Source organism: Nostoc sp. T09 (genome assembly GCF_002154695.1).
Lineage (GTDB): Bacteria > Cyanobacteriota > Cyanobacteriia > Cyanobacteriales > Nostocaceae > Aulosira.
This window is the reverse complement of record NZ_MTAV01000014.1, coordinates 1-15,851: the sequence shown is the minus strand read 5'-3', so window position 1 is coordinate 15,851 and position 15,851 is coordinate 1. Positions and strand designations below refer to the sequence as shown.

The window sequence follows — 15,851 nt, the reverse complement described above, 5'->3', positions numbered from 1 at the left end:
TACACTGATTTATTTTAAATACAAAATTTCATAGCATATACATAAAATATGCTCAGGATACTAAATATGTCAGACTTGTCGCTTCATTCTCAAAATTTAAAAGAACAAGTTGAGTATATATTACATCTTTTAGACCAAGAACCTAGATTACGCTCTTATGACATTACGCCTGTGCAAACTTCTTTAAATAAAGCGATTTCTCCTAGATTTGAAATTGTCTTTGCAGGTGCATTTAGTGCGGGTAAATCAATGCTCATTAATGCCCTTTTAGAAAGAGAATTGCTATACAGTGCAGAAGGACACGCTACAGGTACAGAGTGCAAAATTGAATACGCAGAAGTAGATCAAGAACGTGTTGTTTTAACTTTTTTGAGTGAAGCAGAAATTCGAGATCAAGCAATTTCTTTATGTAAACAGCTAGGATTTAAGACAGTTGCGAATATTGATCAAACTGATGTAATCAACTTACTTAATCAAGGCTGTGATGCTATTCTTCAACAAGAGGGTGGTGAGAGTAAATCGGAACGTGCAAAACAAGCAAAGGCGTTAATGTTATTGCTTGAGGGTTATGTAGTAAATCATCAACACATCCACACTGTTAATAATGCCACTTATTCGATGGCACAATTTAATTTTTCTAATATTAAGGAAGCTGCTAGTTATGCGCGTCGTGGTAGTAACAGTGCTGTTTTAAAACGGATTGAATATTACTGCAACCATTCTCTGTTACAAGATGGTAATGTCATTATTGATACGCCAGGAATTGATGCACCTGTACAGAAGGATGCACTACTGACTTATGAAAAAATTCAACATCCTGAGACTTCAGCCGTAGTGTGTGTGCTGAAACCTGCTTCAGCCGGCGACATGACAAAAGAAGAAACGGAACTTTTGGAGACTACGCGGGGAAATGGGGGAATTCGCGATCGCGTTTTCTATGTCTTTAACCGCATCGATGAAACTTGGTATAATGCCCAACTAAGGCAACGATTAGAGGATTTAATTAACGGGCAGTTTCGGGATACGAATCGGGTTTATAAAACCAGTGGTTTACTGGGATTTTACGGGAGTCAAATTAAACAGACAAGTGAGAAAGATAGATTTGGCTTAGATTCTATCTTTGCTGCAAGTGTTAAAGCTTTAGATGGTAGAGAGGAAACACCACAATTTGTTAATGAGTTTCTGCGATATTGTATTTCTGGCAAGCTATCTACTAGTAAGTTCTCTATTGCAGTCACCAACGATCCTGCAAATATAAATTATGTCAGAATTTTAGCTGCACAGGGTACGCCACTAATTAACCAGCTAATTCAAGATAGTGGAATTGAAGAATTTAGAACTGCTATTACTCGCTATCTTACCCATGAGAAACGCCCTCAGCTTTTTAGAAATCTGGCTGAGGATTTGCAAGATATGTGTATTAAATTGCAAAAACATTATCAAGCGGTATATCGGCATTTAGATAGTCAACCGCGAGAAATTGAAACAATGAAAGTGCATGAGTTGCAACGCCTCAATCAGCAATTACAGCAAGTTGCTAAAGACTTTACCCAGCATATTACAGAAGAAGTAAACCAAGTCATTAATAACACTTGTGATAATTTTGAGACGGATTTTCGGCAATTACAATCACGGATGATTCGCCGTTTGGATGAATTGCTAGATACCTTTTCTGTTGCTGAGGCGTATCGACGTGCAACCCTGAGTCATCCTCGCAATGCTACTGCACCTTTAATCGCTATTTTAGTAGAGGCATTTTATTATCTAGCTAATCAGTTGGAAGATATTTTGATATTATCTTCCCAACAATTAGTCGCGAATCTATTTCAGCAGCTAATGGAAAAGATTCGTAAATCAGAATATTATCGCCAATTATATCGTCTCTTAGGTCACGATGGTGGCATTGAGCAAGAGATTAAGATTGTTGAAAAACAAGTTTCTCAAGCCTTAATAAGTGCAGCTAGTGTAGAGTGCGATCGCTTTGTCAGAGAAAGCCCTAGATTTTACGATGAAGGTACTTTTTCTATATATCAGTTTCGTCAAACATTGCAGCAAACTTCTCAAGGTTACGATTGCGAAAGTATGGTAGAAGCAGAACCAGCAATTAGACAGTTATTAAAATTAGATTTTGAACCAAAAGTCTCTCAAACTATTCGTAAGTCTTTCCGCCAAACCATCAATCAAATATTCAAAAATAAGTTGTTAGAAATGGCAGACAAGCAAGCAGAAGATATATTGCAACAGTATCCTCATGCACGTGATTATTTAGAGACAACCCTAGAGCAAGAAGCTGAGGAAAAAATTCTGAATAATCATCGTTTACTAAGCCTAGTTACACAAAAAATAGCGGCATATAATTTAGCAGTTTCTAGTATCAATACTTATTTGCAATCGATGCACTTAAATGATAGTTCATTGCCATTAATTAATAATTATGGCTCAGAGCTAGAAATTGTTGATGGCAGGCTTGCTAGTAACGGTTTTCTTGTTTCTGATGGGTTAACAGATCTTGTGGCTGAGAATTAAGTAGCAATCTAATTATATTACTAATATCGCTACCAAAAGTATCATACTTTCACGTTTGATGGTATGATTTTTTTATGGGTTTAGCTTGAAAACTTGTACCCATGTATAAGTAATAGCTGACGCAAGCGATCGCACAGAACCTTGTAGATTCAATATGATTGGCAATGTGCCTGCATCAACCTTACGGAACGCTTGCAGGCATCAAAAACCTACATAGCTACACAATTTTGACTCAACAATTAAAACTATTGTGCTCATGGGCTTCTGTGTCTATACAGGTATATTTGCAGAGTCAAATTCAGCCTTGAATACTATTGACCAATCATTGATTATTTGCAACTACACTATTAACTAATTGCAACAGTACCGATTGAATAGCTTGTAGTTCAGGTGGTGGATTATTGAGAAACTCTGCCGAGCTATTATCAATTAAATTGTTGTAAGCATTCACAACATTCACTAATCGAATTGGATCGACTTGTTTAGATTGATTAGTTTTTAACAAACCTTGTAGTTTATTGGCTAGTTGCTGAACCTGATCCAATCCAGGATTTCCTTGAACACTACTTAATGCGGCCGTAATTTGCCCAGTACATGCGTTTGTATTGTCCCTATTACCTGCGTCTGTAATTTTCTTACGATCTTCGTCCGTACTTGGCACACATTCTGATCCTGTTAGAACACTCCGTAAATTCTTTTGCGTCTCTGAAGCAATCGGTTGCCCTGTTAGTGAAGTTAAGCTATTCGTATCGAGCTTACTGACTATCTCAAGAGCAGTATTATTGACAGATGCTTGAATAGAAGGAGATTTAAATACTACTTCCTTGATATCCCTTCCTCCTGTAACCGAGTAGGGCAAAGTACCTCCTTGGATGTCACCGATTGTTACAGTCCCACCAGTGTTAGTTGGTGGATTTTGGAAAGTACCACCTGTGATGTCGCCAGTTGTAATAATATTACCCGTGACATCTGTTTGTTGATTGAAAGCTTGGGCAGAAGCAGGCTGCGATGTTTGACAAGTTATTAAAGCCAATGCAAAAGTAAAGCTCAGACCCAGATGAAATGGAAAATGTTTAATATTCATGATTCTGTTTATGTCAATGGATTTAGAAAGAATAGCCAAAACCCACTCCTAGAATAAATCTAGCACCATCACCAGCATTGCCTGTAATATCAGCTACAGCTGGAGTAATAACCATTGGGAAATTTCGGAAAGGGGCAATGGAAGCACCTACTGTCAAATCTTGACCAGTCCAGTCTGCAATTAGGGATATTGGTTCCAATACTCTTACCCCAACACTACCAAACACATTAACTGAGTCTATGCCTTTTTTTGTATCCTGTTCTGAGCGAAAACGACCACCCCCTAAACCCAAAGACAAGGTAACAGAGCTAAATGGTTGAGTAGGGTCGTTTTTCAACGGAAAGATTTTACTAACAACACCATAGACACTGCTTCCAGCATCCGGAGAACCAACCGTAAGTGCATTTTCTACTCCAGCAGCGATCGCCATGCCATTGGAGAATGAATGGTGAAGCTTCAAGCTAACACCACCATTCTCAAAAAAACCTTGCCTAAAAGTGGAAAAAGAAGAAACTGCGACTTCTAAAGCTACCTTTTGCCGTTCTCCCAGACCAAACCCAAACACTAGCCCACCATCATCCCTATTGCTATAGCGTGTCCTAGATTGGTAACTAACACCAGCAAAAACATCCCCAAATTCTGCACCGAACGCAGTAGGACTCGTTACAGATGAGCCAGGTATACTCACAATTCCTGATGTAATTACCCTCAGTTCTTGTGAGGTTAGTGATGGAACACGAAAACGTTGCCGTAACTCTTCAAGTGAGGGTGGCGTTTGAGCGGTGTTTTCCGATGGTTTGTAACCCACAATATATTGAGTTGCAGTTTCAGAGGCTGTTAGCTCCGGAGCATTTCCATTCTTGACTAAAGCTTGATAGATAAACGCTGCTACCTCTGCCCTGGTAGCTACCTGATTCGGATTTAGAATCTGTACATTGGGATAATTGACAATCAAATTGCTCTCTAAAGCACCAGTGACTTGTTTAAGAGCATAATCAGGAATTTGAGAAGCATCCTGAAAATAGGTATTCAAAACCGTTGGCATTGGCGTGTCGGCAGAAAGATTCAGACCAGTAGCCAGAGCAACCAATGCTTGAACACGAGGGATATTTTGGTCAGGCTTAAAGACACTGCCAGGATAACCTTCTAGAAAACCACTCTTGTAGGCTGCTTCGATTGCATCTTTACCCCAATAATTGTCAGGCGTATCTACAAATTGAATAGCATTGCGGACAGGAGCTTTCTGAAAAGCTTTCTGAAGCATGGCTGCAAACTGAGCGCGTGTTACTGGTTCGTCTGGACGGAAAGAGCCATCTGGAAATCCCAGAATAATCCCTCGTTGATTCAAAAATTCAATGAAACTTTGAGCCCAATTGCCCTGAATGTCTGATAGCATTAGCTGCTTAGTAAGGCTATCATACCCAGCACTGGAAGAATCTGTTTGCGCAATTAGCTGAGGTTGTTTTTGCTTATTCCTAGGATCTATATTTTGGGAAGCAACCAATTTTTGCTTGAAGTCTGCATTGTGCTTTTCTGCAATATCAGAACTGACAGAAAATTGTTTTGGTGTTTGCAAAGAACTGAATTCAACACTGGGATTGTGATCTTCCACAATTACCTGCCCCCAGTTTGTATCTTGCTCTGCAACATTTTCAAAAGTGGCAGAATCCTCTTGTGGTGTTTCCGCAAAACTGAATTCACTACTTGGATTGTCAGCTATCAACTTATCTTCGGCAGCGGCAGAATGAGTGGATATAGCTGTAGTCAGCAAAAGGCTAGTTATTAAAGTTCTTCCTAAACCAGAAAAAATATACTGTACTCTCTTGAGTAATAATATACTTACTAATTTTTCTTTCATCACAGTAAATTCCTCACACTTTAAAAAAAATATAACGTTACACTAGAGTTGATTCATCCTATATTAAAGTATTTATAAATACAAGATAGGCTAACAAACAGTTTTATCATACGGATACACAAAAAAGCTCCTAGCTTTCTAAAACAAGGATTCATGAGATTTAACATCGACGCTCGCTAGCCTTAGCTATTTAGATAGCTAAGGTTACGTAGTATTTGTCGCTGTAAATATTTAACCGTACTATTCTTAATAAAGACTAGCGTTTTTATCTAAGTAAACAAGTAATTAATACTGGAATACTTTGTCACACGGTTAAGCAGAATGTAACTGTCTAACGAGTGAAGAGTTGGACCAACCCGTAGCCTTGAGTAGATGATCTGTCCCTATTCATGAACGCAGCTTATGGACAGCAGTAAATTCACTATTCAGTTATAATCGCAAAATTCTATAACGCCAAATGCCATTAAAAATAGTTAAAATACCTAGGAATACGTGGGGTTTTGGCCTTCGCCCCAGGCATTTCCTAAGACGTTTCTGTAGACGCCTGCTAGGCGGCTTCTTGTAAAGTTGGATAAAACTAGACCTAGACGAACAGCATTGTACAGGCGCAATGTTATTCGCGCCTGTCACAAAAAAATTTTAATTTTTAGTAACCTACTGGTCTATCGCATTAATTTTGCGGGTTAAATATGGTGTAGTGGAGACTTTAGTGCTTCAATAATTTGGGGGCTAAAGTCCTGACTACAAACCTATCAAATGCCTTATGTTTCAGATGGTAGCAGTTACTTCCAGGAGAATTGGGTTGATTAAGGCAGAATAAAGCCAAATTTTTGAAGTACAGCTTTGGCTTGAGTACTAGTTAAATACTGGGCAAACTCTTTGGCAGCACCAGCGTTTTTACTACCTTTGAGCACTGCTAGCGGATAAACGATCGCAGAATGGTATTTTTCGTCAGCCGCAACTACGACTTTTACTTTGTCAGAGATTTTGGCATCAGTGATGTAAACTAGTCCTGCATCGGCGTTGCCACTTTCTACAGCAGCTAAAACTTGGCGTACATTGTTAGCGTAGACTAATTTCGATTTGACTTGTGGCAAAATTTTCAATTTCTGAAGCACTTGTTCGCCATATTGTCCGGCGGGTACACTCCTAGGTTCACCGATCGCAATTTTTTTAATTTTGGGGTCTTTGAGATTGTAAAAACTGGTGATACCTACACTATTCTTAGGTACAACCAAAACCAGGCGGTTCTTGGCAAGAATAGTACGGCTACCTGTAAGCAAGAGTCCTTTCTCTTCTAAAGCGTCAACCTGCTTTTTACCAGCAGAAACAAATATGTCTGCGGGTGCGCCTTGCTCAATTTGTTGTTGCAAAGCGCCAGAAGCCCCAAAATTATAATTAATATTGACGTTTGGTTGACTTTGTTGGTACAGAAGCTTAATTTCTGCCAATGCATCTTTCAAGCTAGCAGCAGCAGACACCAGAAGGTTGGTATTAGACTGGGCTACTACAGGCGAGGGTGCAAACGTCGGCAAGGTAACTGCCAATACCAAGCTAGCAATTGCTGTACCAATCAAGGCTAGAATTCGTCTTCTGTTCATAGTCAAAGTGCGATCGCGGTTTTTTTCTTGAGTTAATGGTTGGTAAAATCCTACCAGGAGAACCGCAAAGCTACCAAGTAAATTGGTAATAGTTTGCTGACAAAAAACAATTTGCACTTTATTTGTGAAGACCACACAAATAATAAATGACTAATGCACGTTCCTAGAACTGAATAGGTAACAGTAGACCAACACCTATTGTCGTTTCATTATCAGCTTTGACTCTTAAGCTATCAAAAGGGCTAGAACCAAGTCGATTAGTGAGGTATGCTTCTAATTGCAGCCCTGAAAACAAACCAGGATGCCAACGCAGACCTAGAGTCCAAGGAATAATTGTTTGGCGCTGGTTACCAATAAAGCCGTTACCTTTATCTGCTAAGTCTAAACCTACCTCTGCGATCGCCTGCAAGTTGTTCAACAAAGGAACCGATCCGCCAATATTAAACCCCGCAATTTCTAATCCTCTGCGTTGTACAAATCCCAAAATCGGAGTTAGCCAAGTTGCACTTCCGCCTGGAAATTGGTAATGCATGGGAGTAGAAATAGTAACGACAAATAATTCGCCTTGTTCATCCTTTTCGTTACTCAAGGCAAATCCCGCCTTTTGCAATCCTAGTTGTTGGAATTTATTACGATTGTTTTCAGTAAAGTTCACAAAAGGGTTATTCGCCCTTGCTATTGTTCCTGCAATACTTAAAGTAAATGGATCGCCGTCAGCTTGATGCAAATAACGAATCTTTCCACTGAACCCTAATAACGACTCATCTATAGTACCTGGAACATAATCAAGAAAAGCACCAATTTCTAAATCATCTAATAACCCGTAGCGAATTGCAGATAATATTCCCTGCCCTCCCCCTTGTAAACTTAGTAATAATTGATTATGGGGAACTGTACCTCCATCTAAAAAGCTAAATCCAGCGTATGTAGTTGGCGGTGGTTGCTGGGTTGGTCCAAAATGTTCTGGGTAGCGGCGGTTGGCGCTGGTGATACCTGGTAACACAGTCACACCAAATCCTATGGCAGTGTACTCTCTATCTGCCACTATAGACAAAGGTCCTGTATTACCTAAAGTATTAGAAACAAATAAATCTGTAGATAATCGAGGATTAACTATGTACCTTAAACCCGCATTGTAAGCAACAGTGCGACTAGGTAAGCCTGTATCACGGTTAATTGTGTTATTACCTGCAAATGGTATAAAGGCATCACCCCACAATATTAAACGTGAATTGAGCTTATAACTTACACCGCCAGCCAGCCCAAATGTAGTACCAAAAGATCCAGAATTTGGCAAAGGAAGTTTAGTTAAATATAAGGCATTATCTTCGGGTAAAAAAGCTATCTTAGGCGATAGAGTAAATTGCCAATTTTCATCAGGTGTAATGGTATATGGCAGTTCTAGAGAAAAAACTGTTTGTTGATTTTTTCCTGTTGCTACAACATCAATATCATTAGAAAATTGGAAGGGACGACCTCCATTTCCTACAGAAACAGCAATTACACCGCCGAGAGCCTGCGTCGCATTTTCACTCTGCCAAAGCCTTTGTTTGGCTTGCAAGGTGAACTCCTGAAAGAAGTTAGTACCGTTATTTCTATTAGTGTCTCTATTGCGATTGACGCGTTGAGTATTAAAACCACCTTGTTTGATGGGACCAGAATTATCAATTGTCTGTGCGTCTAAGGTAAGTTCTAGGTTATTGGTAACACCCCAGCTAAACCCAACAGTAGGTTGATCGGTAAGTCCGCTACGACGTTCTCCTCCAGGTACTAAAAAGCGGCGTTGTCGGATAGTTGTTAAAATCTCTCCTTGTCGCAACTGCTCCGCTGTGGTTAGTACAAGACGACGGCTAGGAATAACTAAACTACTCTTTGGTGATTCTTCAATTTCTGCTTGTAGTTTACTTGGTAGTGAGCTGACTTCACCTAAGCTATTAGCGCTGAGAATCGGTGTAGCCTCAACCATTGAATTTACTATTGCTAACAGCTTTTGCTGAGACTTTGTTCTAAAACTGACTTTATAAAATTGGTTATCTTGTTGCCATATCAAATGAGATAAATCTGTCGGATTATTTTGTTTTTGTGCTTCTAAGAAATACCCTTTTAGATTTTGATTTATAATAATAGATTCAGCTATGTTTTGATATTGCTTGAATGCTTTTTCAGCATCTTTATTTATCTGAAATGCACTAATAATGCCAACTAAGCAAGAAACTTCTTGTCGTTTGCAAGAAAAAATATTAACTGTGAGGCTAGACTTAGAGATTGAGGTAGCAACTTTAATACTATATTTGCTAGCTTCCTCTGCTAAGTTTTTATCGAGTAATATATGAGATGGTAAGCGCATTACCCAGCCGGGTGATAAACTAGCTGCAATCTCCTTGAGATAAGGTGTAAAAATATCAGCAGTAGGCGGAGAATCTGGAACTCCACTATTGATAACCTGACCAGACTGGTTGGCAGCTTGTCGCAAATTTTGAGAACTACGTGCTGTGGTTGTATTGGCTTGCCGATCTAGATTTTCAATTAATTGAGAAGACTGTTTGATCAACCCCGTCTGTTTAGGAGCTGCTTTAGCCTCATAGCTAAACTCCTGTAAAGCTAAAGCCGCAACAGTAAAAATCGCAGTAATTAATATACGCATGTGATTAAAACAAGTTAATTATTTCATAACTTGGTCTTAAAAATTACCCAAGAATGATATTTATAATTAAAGATATCTGTGCTACACCCTTACTCAGGGTGTTTTAGCATTCACATAAGTTTACGTTCTTTTGTGCAAGAAGTAAACTATCGTATGGTAGTTTACACAGTTTTATTTTGCTAGCTCATTTTTGCTAATAACTATCTGCTCAAGCTTTAAGACTTTAGCACAAAGAACTAGGTAAAAGATGAATATTACAGTAAAATTGCCATTGAATTAACTAATATTGTATACTTATACAACCTTAATAAAAACCGAGAAGGCTGGTTTCTTTAAAAGACGATATTCTTAAAATAAGACTTACGCAAAAACCCTCTTTCCTTCGTGTCCTTTGCGGTTCATTTTTTCATGATTTTGCGTAATTCCTGTGAAAGTAATAATTTTAACTATATTTAATTACTTATAGCAATCCGTATAGGAGTTGTGAAATTACTCGTTTACTTAGGGAACAAGGAACAGCAAAGAAGGATCTACAAATGTACCTTGTTTGTTGCACAAATGAAATAGGACTGCTAAAGTTCTCCGAATTATGATTATTCGCAACCCAGAGATGAGTTTTAATTAAGAAAAAATACACGACTTAGGTCTTATTTATTCTGTCTTACTAGCATCAACGTTGCTTTATATGTAAATTCCTGACCTCGGTTTCCAAACCTAGAGTGTTACTAACTCATGATAAAAATAACTAAAAATTAAAATAACATCCCTGACGCGAACGATACTAAAAATCTCGACAAAAGTCTAATTAACTCAGATGGTGGGTACATATAGTCTAGATACATCTGGATTAGCTACCAGCACAACACCTTCATGCTTATCTTCGTTCTTCAAACCTTAGCAGAAATTCTAGCTGGAGGAACCTCACTCACCAGTACAGAGCAAATTGACTTTAGTCATCCTAGTAATCGTCGCGAAGAGGGTGCAGGACCAACTCTCAATTTGTATGTTTATGACATTCGTGAGAGTAAGCAGTTTCAACAATCCGGTAGGCAAGTTGAACGTAAACCGTCACGGGGTCTGCAACCGACATCTGTAAGTTGGTCACCTAATTGGTTTGATGTCTCAATGCTAATAACAGCCTGGGATCGAACAGCTTTAGGTGAACATCACCTTCTCAGCGAAGCATTAACTGTACTGCTGCGCCATCGGTCTTTGCAAGAAGACTATTTGGTTCCGGAGTTGCGAGGTTATGGCAATTTATCTTTAACAGTTGCCTTAGATCCGGCGATTGAGATTGGTTCATTATGGAGCGCGCTAAATGTACCTTTGCGTTCCGCTTTGTATGTGACTGCAATGATACCCGTTGAGCCGCAATCTACTCTCGTACCTTTAGTTTGGGAACGAATTTTCAATTTGCAAAACCAATTGAGTGAGAATGGCAACAGCACAGTTGTCACCAGGCGGGTAGCGATCGCAGGTATGGTCAAAAGTGCAGTCACCAATCTGCCACTGCTGGCGGCAGAAGTAACTGTGCAAAGAACTAAAAAATCAGCGGTAAGCAATAAAGAAGGACTGTTCTTTTTTGAAGACATTCGTATAGGTAATTATGTTTTGACAGTTAATTGTCCTGGCTATTTACCCCAGAATGTCAATGTCTTGGTGGATAGCCAAAGTTATAGCTTCAAAGAAATCTTACTAACTCCTGAATAATTACTTTTTAACTGACTTGGAGAGAATTTCATGGCTAGACTTGATTACTTTGCACCTGGTGTCTATGTCGAAGAAATTGACCGAGGTAGCCGACCGATAGAAGGTGTCAGCACTGCGGTTGGTGGTTTTGTCGGCTTTACAGAAGATATTCGCGATGGGGCTGAACTATTGAAGCCCATGCTGGTGACCAATTGGACGCAATATCTCAACTACTTTGCCCGTCCCAACTCCGACGGTTTCACCGATTTCAACGCCTATTTACCCTTTGCCGTCTATGGCTACTTTATGAATGGTGGCGGTCGCTGCTGGGTGACCAGTATTGGTACGCAGTTACCAGGCGCACCCAAGCCCCCAAGCCAAGAACCTGCCACTCTCCGAATTAGCGGTCGCGGTAATCGTCCAACGCTGCGCTTTAGTTTGCGCCCAGAACAAGCAGCAGGCGGAGCCATCGATATTTTGATCACTGATAGTGGCCCTCGTGCCCTACCTGAAGGAACTGAAGGAGAAGCACCTCCCAATACAGGTGAATACTTTACAGTGCAAATTCGCCGGGGAGATGAAGTTCTAGAGCAATATGAGAACTTAACCATGAACCGCGAAGTTCCGGCTCAGGTAGCAACTTACGCATTAACAGCTTTGAGAAATTCTATGTATATTAACGTAGAAGATATTTCTCAAACTGGACAGCCTTTATCTCGTCGTCCGACCAATGGTCAATATGAACTAGCGCCGCCAATTGTTGCCCAGACAGTTGATAGATTTTCACGGGATTTTGAAGGGGTACGTGATGACCGAACAGGGGTAAGAGGGATTTTTGAAATTGATGAAATCACCATGCTAGCTTGTCCCGATTTAATGCGGGCTTATCAAGCGCAAGTGATGAACTTGGATCAAATCCACGGCATCATGGAACTGATGATTAGCATGTGTGAGGGTTCTGCTAGTGGTGATATTCCCAACCCACCCAACCGCATGGTTTTAATCGACCCACCACCAGAACAGACTAAACCCCAACAGGTAGTGGAGTGGTTGAACAGATTTAACCGCCGTTCCATGTTTGCGGCCCTCTATTATCCTTGGATCAAAGTTCCTAATCCCCGCGATCGCGGTAATCCCATTCTCATACCTCCTTGCGGTCACGTCATGGGTGTTTGGGCACGCACCGACGAAACCAGAGGCGTTTATAAAGCACCTGCTAACGAGGTACCCAGAGGTGTAATTGGTTTGGGTTATGAAACTAATTTCCGCGAACAAGAACTTTTAAACCCCTTGGGAATTAACTGCATTCGCAGCTTCCCCAATCGCGGTATCCGCATATGGGGCGCAAGAACTCTCGTTGAGCCAGATAAAACTGAGTGGCGTTATATCAGTGTGCGGCGGTTAATTAGCTATATAGAAAAATCAATTGAACTAGGTACGCAGTGGGTCGTTTTTGAACCCAACGATGAAGATTTGTGGGCAAGGGTAAAACGCACTGTCAGTAACTTTTTAGAGCGAATTTGGCGTGAAGGAGCTTTATTTGGTGCTTCACCAGAACAAGCATTTTATGTCAAGTGCGATGAGGAATTAAACCCACCAGAAACGAGAATTTTGGGGCGTTTATATATCGAAGTTGGTGTTTGTCCAGTCAGACCAGCCGAGTTTGTCATCTTCCGAATTAGCCAATGGAATGGCATCGAAGACGAAGAATAAATAGCATTTCTTTGTTTACTGTTTACTAATTATTAATTCATAAGGAGTTTAGTCATGCCGGGTCAACCTGAGTTATTATCTGCTTGTCTGTTTTATTTTGAAGCCGACGGAATTACAGAGAAGTCTATTAAAGAAATCAGCGGTTTAGGTGTAGAAAATACCCCCGCTCAAGAAGTACACGGATCTACTAAAGGCGGTAAAATTTGGCGGCAAGCAACTCCTACCGTTACCAAGTTTACGAATATCACACTTAAGGTGATTGCCACTGCTGATGTAGACCTTTACCAATGGTACAAAAAGTGTAACGAGGATATGGGAAAACCTCGCCAGTGGGATCAAAATCGTAAATCAGCTTCGGTAGTTGCTTACAATCAACAACTCAAAGAAGTAGCTCGTTGGAATATTATTAATTGCTACCCTGTGAAATATACAGGTCCAACATTAACAGCTTCTAGCGGTGATATGGCAAACGAAACAGTCGAATTAGTTCATGAGGGTGTTGAACGCGTTAACTAAAATTAAACCTGTAAAGAAAAATGGTTCCAGCAACTGAAAAGCTACCGGAAATTTTAGCAGCCCATCGGTTCTATTTAGGACTGACACTAGATGGACAAAAAGATAATATCGATTGTTACTTTTTAGAGTGTCAAGGCTTTAAAAGAACACAGGATGCAATTGAAATTGCTGAAGTTACTTCTAACAAGTGGGGTGCGGCGGTTAAAGGTCAGGTGGTTAGAACCAAGCTTCCTGGAAATGTTAAAAGTGGCAACATCACTCTACGTAGAGGTACGATCGCTAACTCTATGGTTTTTTGGAAATGGTTTGAGGAAGTGCAAAATGGTAAATGGGCAAAGCAACGGAAACTCATGGCTTTGTCTATTTACAATCAAAGAAATCAAGAAGAAGCTAGATTTGAATTGGCAGGTGCTTGGCCTGCTAGTTATAAAATGGCTGATTTCAATGCCCGTAGTACCGACCTACATATTGAAGAACTGGAGATTGCTTTCGAGGAATTTAAACGCGTGAAGTAATCAGGAGGATTATGTTTCCGACAGAGTTTGAATTTACACTGCCTAAGGGGTATCTAGACTCTGAAGGCAACCTCCACCGCAAGGGTGTAATGCGGTTATCAACAGCGATAGACGAGATTGCACCATTGCGTGACCCACGAGTTAAAGCTAATGAAGCTTATGCCACAATTATTATTTTGTCACGCGTCATTACTCGCTTGGGTGCTCTATCGGAAGTAACTCCTGCGATCGTGGAAAACTTTTTCTCCCAAGATCTAAATTATCTCCAAGATTTTTACCGTCAAATCAACGGCTTGGAGAGTACAATTTCCCAATCAGAAGATACAGTCAACGTCTTGCAAAATTCAGCTTCTTAACAATGGAACCACAGATAAACACCGATGAACACAGATATTTATCTGTGTTTATCTGGAGGACACTGCGTTGCGCGGGTTATCGGCGTTGAAGCAAGTGTCCGTTGTTTATCTGTGGTTATATATATTTAAAAACCTAGACAAATTATGGGTCGCAAGCAGGATACTCTCAGCACTGAATTTGCCTTCATTCTTCCTCGAGGGTTGATTGATAGCCAAAACCGAGTCCATCGTCATGGTGTGATGCGTTTAGCTACCGCTAAAGATGAAATTTTGGTACAACAAGAACGCAAAGTTCAGGAAAACCCTGCTTACGGTGTCTTGGTAATGCTGGCACGGGTTATTACCCGCTTAGGTAGTTTAAATTCTGTTAGCCCCAATTTATTAGAAGGACTGCTCCTTCATGATATTGCCTATCTCAGAGAATTTTATAATCGTATTAATCAGCAAGGAAATGTACAAATACCCACACAATGTCCCCATTGCAATACTCAATATTCAGTGGAGTTAAAACTAGCGGGGGAGTCGTAAGCTACCCCTCTGATACTCTATATGAGGAGGTAGCTTTTATTGCTTACCATTTCCACTGGTCACAAAATGATATTTTAAATTTAGAGCATAAAACCCGTCAGCGCTGGGTTACAGAAATTAATAAAATTAACGAAAAATTAATATGAAAGTAAAAGTTAACTACTCACCAACACTAAATGAAGTTAACGAACTTGATTTAGCATTAGCAACTACACCAAAAGGAGAGTATATTATTGGTCGTGCTCCGGAATCTGATTTAGTGTTGGACAGTCCTGATGTTAGTAGGGTACACGGCAAATTCTTTCTTCAAAATGGCAATTATTACTTCTGCGATCTTGGTAGTAGAAATGGCTCAATAATTAATGGCAAACTGGCTGAAAAAAATAAACCAGTTTTGTTGAAAGATAAAGACGTTATCCGTATTGGCGATTACGTTATGACAGTGGAAGACATGGTTCCTTTGTCTGAACAATTGCCAGAAACAGTATTTAGAACTATAGATCCGGCACTGTTTTCCGGGTGGCGAGGAAATGAGAATTTAAACAATATTAATGTTGTCAATCAACCCTCAGAAGTAATTAGCGAAGTTCCACAACAGGTTAATTCAGTAACTAATGATGAACTTATTCAACCTCAAAGTGAAGTACAAATCTCAGAATTAGAAGAGGCAATAAACGCACTCGACAACATTATCGAAACTCCTGAGGAAGTCAGTGAAGTTCCCACAGATCTTGATGATGCAGGTGTGAATGTAGGTACAACGATTGCAGATGAAGCTACCTTCATACAACCCCAGGATTTAATTAGTCCTGTACCGGAGG

At 40.0% G+C, this 15,851-nt stretch carries 13 protein-coding genes; 9 read left to right on the top strand and 4 right to left on the bottom strand.

The genetic code is table 11. The features are described from left to right. The first annotated feature begins 66 nt into the window (after positions 1-66). Positions 67-2,526: a dynamin-like GTPase family protein gene (locus tag BV372_RS04450; protein ID WP_086683834.1), complete on the top strand. Its 2,460-nt coding sequence runs from the start codon at positions 67-69 to the stop codon at positions 2,524-2,526. A 322-nt stretch (positions 2,527-2,848) separates the two neighbouring features. Here the strand turns inward: BV372_RS04450 and BV372_RS04445 are convergent, their stop codons facing one another. From BV372_RS04445 to BV372_RS04430, 4 genes are all read right to left on the bottom strand, one after another. Continuing rightward, the gene (locus BV372_RS04445; RefSeq protein WP_086683830.1) at positions 2,849-3,610 is read right to left on the bottom strand and encodes a hypothetical protein; all 762 of its coding nucleotides are present in this window, start codon (positions 3,608-3,610) and stop codon (positions 2,849-2,851) included. Between the two features lie 22 nt (positions 3,611-3,632). Then, on the bottom strand, positions 3,633-5,468 hold the full coding sequence (locus BV372_RS04440) for an S-layer homology domain-containing protein (RefSeq protein WP_218776678.1): 1,836 nt from the start codon (positions 5,466-5,468) through the stop codon (positions 3,633-3,635). An 806-nt stretch (positions 5,469-6,274) separates the two neighbouring features. After that, positions 6,275-7,069 (bottom strand): molybdate ABC transporter substrate-binding protein, encoded by a 795-nt coding sequence (modA, locus tag BV372_RS04435; RefSeq protein ID WP_086684143.1) that lies wholly within the window; start codon positions 7,067-7,069, stop codon positions 6,275-6,277. 163 nt (positions 7,070-7,232) lie between these two features. Next, positions 7,233-9,713, bottom strand: a complete 2,481-nt coding sequence (locus tag BV372_RS04430) for a hypothetical protein (protein WP_086683828.1) — start codon at positions 9,711-9,713, stop codon at positions 7,233-7,235. 870 nt (positions 9,714-10,583) lie between these two features. Here BV372_RS04430 and BV372_RS04425 point away from each other — a divergent pair. The 8 genes from BV372_RS04425 to BV372_RS35005 form a co-directional block, all read left to right on the top strand. Then, positions 10,584-11,423 carry a Pvc16 family protein gene (locus BV372_RS04425; protein ID WP_086683825.1) on the top strand — a complete coding sequence of 280 codons (840 nt, stop codon included), beginning with the start codon at positions 10,584-10,586 and terminating at the stop codon, positions 11,421-11,423. 30 nt (positions 11,424-11,453) lie between these two features. Then, positions 11,454-13,115: a phage tail sheath C-terminal domain-containing protein gene (locus tag BV372_RS04420; protein ID WP_086683821.1), complete on the top strand. Its 1,662-nt coding sequence runs from the start codon at positions 11,454-11,456 to the stop codon at positions 13,113-13,115. A gap of 54 nt (positions 13,116-13,169) precedes the next feature. Then, a complete protein-coding gene (locus BV372_RS04415) occupies positions 13,170-13,631 on the top strand; it encodes a phage tail protein (protein WP_086683818.1) in 462 nt (153 codons plus the stop codon). Positions 13,632-13,651: 20 nt separating this feature from the next. Next, on the top strand, positions 13,652-14,146 hold the full coding sequence (locus BV372_RS04410) for a phage tail protein (RefSeq protein WP_086683815.1): 495 nt from the start codon (positions 13,652-13,654) through the stop codon (positions 14,144-14,146). Positions 14,147-14,157: 11 nt separating this feature from the next. Beyond that, positions 14,158-14,502, top strand: coding sequence for a hypothetical protein (locus BV372_RS04405; RefSeq protein WP_086683813.1), 345 nt, complete (start codon positions 14,158-14,160; stop codon positions 14,500-14,502). A 144-nt stretch (positions 14,503-14,646) separates the two neighbouring features. After that, entirely contained in the window at positions 14,647-15,030 is a 384-nt protein-coding gene (locus BV372_RS04400; RefSeq protein ID WP_086683810.1) for a hypothetical protein, read from the top strand. After that, on the top strand, positions 14,973-15,176 hold the full coding sequence (locus BV372_RS38310) for a DUF6760 family protein (RefSeq protein ID WP_086683807.1): 204 nt from the start codon (positions 14,973-14,975) through the stop codon (positions 15,174-15,176). The genes BV372_RS04400 and BV372_RS38310 overlap by 58 nt, the downstream gene beginning before the upstream one ends. Next, positions 15,173-15,851: FHA domain-containing protein (locus tag BV372_RS35005; RefSeq protein WP_143844965.1), on the top strand; the 679-nt coding region annotated here is incomplete at its 3' end. The genes BV372_RS38310 and BV372_RS35005, both read left to right, overlap by 4 nt.